At 43.9% G+C, this 1191-nt stretch carries 1 protein-coding gene; it reads right to left on the bottom strand.

The features are described from left to right. Positions 1-209: 209 nt before the first annotated feature. The gene (locus HT679_RS10810; RefSeq protein WP_173214584.1) at positions 210-1160 is read right to left on the bottom strand and encodes an N-acetylmuramoyl-L-alanine amidase family protein; all 951 of its coding nucleotides are present in this window, start codon (positions 1158-1160) and stop codon (positions 210-212) included. Positions 1161-1191 lie beyond the last annotated feature (31 nt).

A 1191-nucleotide genomic window follows, 5' to 3' on the forward strand; every position in this document is an offset into this window, starting at 1 on the left:
TAGAATCCGTCTACTTTTACAAATACCTTTACATCGTTTTACTATATCTTACAACACCTTTTAAAACAGCTATATTTTGAGCTTTTAAATAAATGTTTTTACATCACTTTACAGAGATTTACGACACTTTTGCCCCTTTTTTGCCCCTTTTAAAACAAAAAAACCGCAAGCCTGAGCCTGCGGTTAGTGTAATCTATTTTGAAGTCTTTCTATTTTGTTGTAATCAAGCCATCTGGTTCAACTGTGAACTCTGGCTTATCAGCCATTGTTCCGTCTGCCTTGATGTAGTACCAGCCTTGACCTGCTCTGACGAATTCATTAGATACCATGTTTCCGTCCTTACTATCTAGGTAGTACCATGTGTCCTTATACTTGACCCAACCTGTCTTCATGGCACCTTCTACGTCGAAATAGTACCACTTCTCAGCGATTTTCTTCCAGCCTGTGGCCATTTCGCCTGATTGGTCAAACCAGTACCAATTGCCGTCTGAGTGCTTCTTCCAGCGGTCTGCAAGCATGTAGCCTGAACCGTCGAAGTAATACCAGGTTCCGTTGATTTTCTCAAACTTGTCTTTTGGATAAGAGCCGTCTGAGTGTACATACCAATAGCCTTTATCGTTCTTCTGCCAGCCTGTTTCGGCGCCTAGGCCGTTCTCAATATCTCGCTTAAACTGTTCACGGCTAACACCCCATTTCGCAAGATAAGGATACGGGTCAACGTGGTCGCTACTGTTATCCGGCTGGTTATTCGTACAGTATTCATGCGTTTTGATACCTGCCAAGTCGTCTGTATCAAGAGTTTTCGGCAAACCTGCTTCATCTGCTAGATTTCGTAGCAATTCGATATAAAGGCGATAGTCTGTCATGAACTCTTCTTTAGTTGAATGGCTTTCAATCAATTCAACTGCTGCATAGGTCTCAGCATTCCAACCACCCCCAACGTCCCAGGCACCATTATCAACAGGTCCTACCTGCATAACACGGCCATTTCCAACGACATGAGAAAAGAACCCAAGTCCAGGGTCCTTTCTATAGTGGTAGTCCGCCTCATTTTGAGCAGTTGAGTTGCGGTTGCCTGTTGAGTGAGCATGTACTTGTCTATAAGGTTGCACTCCGACTTGTGGCAAGCCTGTACGTAGTCTGCTTGTATCGATATCCATCCCTACTCCCTCCAAGCGTCATTCATCTGTT

The organism is Streptococcus sp. 4886, assembly GCF_013276485.1.
GTDB lineage: Bacteria > Bacillota > Bacilli > Lactobacillales > Streptococcaceae > Streptococcus.

Coding starts and splice junctions, on each gene's coding strand:
- HT679_RS10810 (WP_173214584.1), bottom strand. CDS start 1,160: ATGGATATCGATACAAGCAGACTACGTACAGGCTTGCCACAAGTCGGA.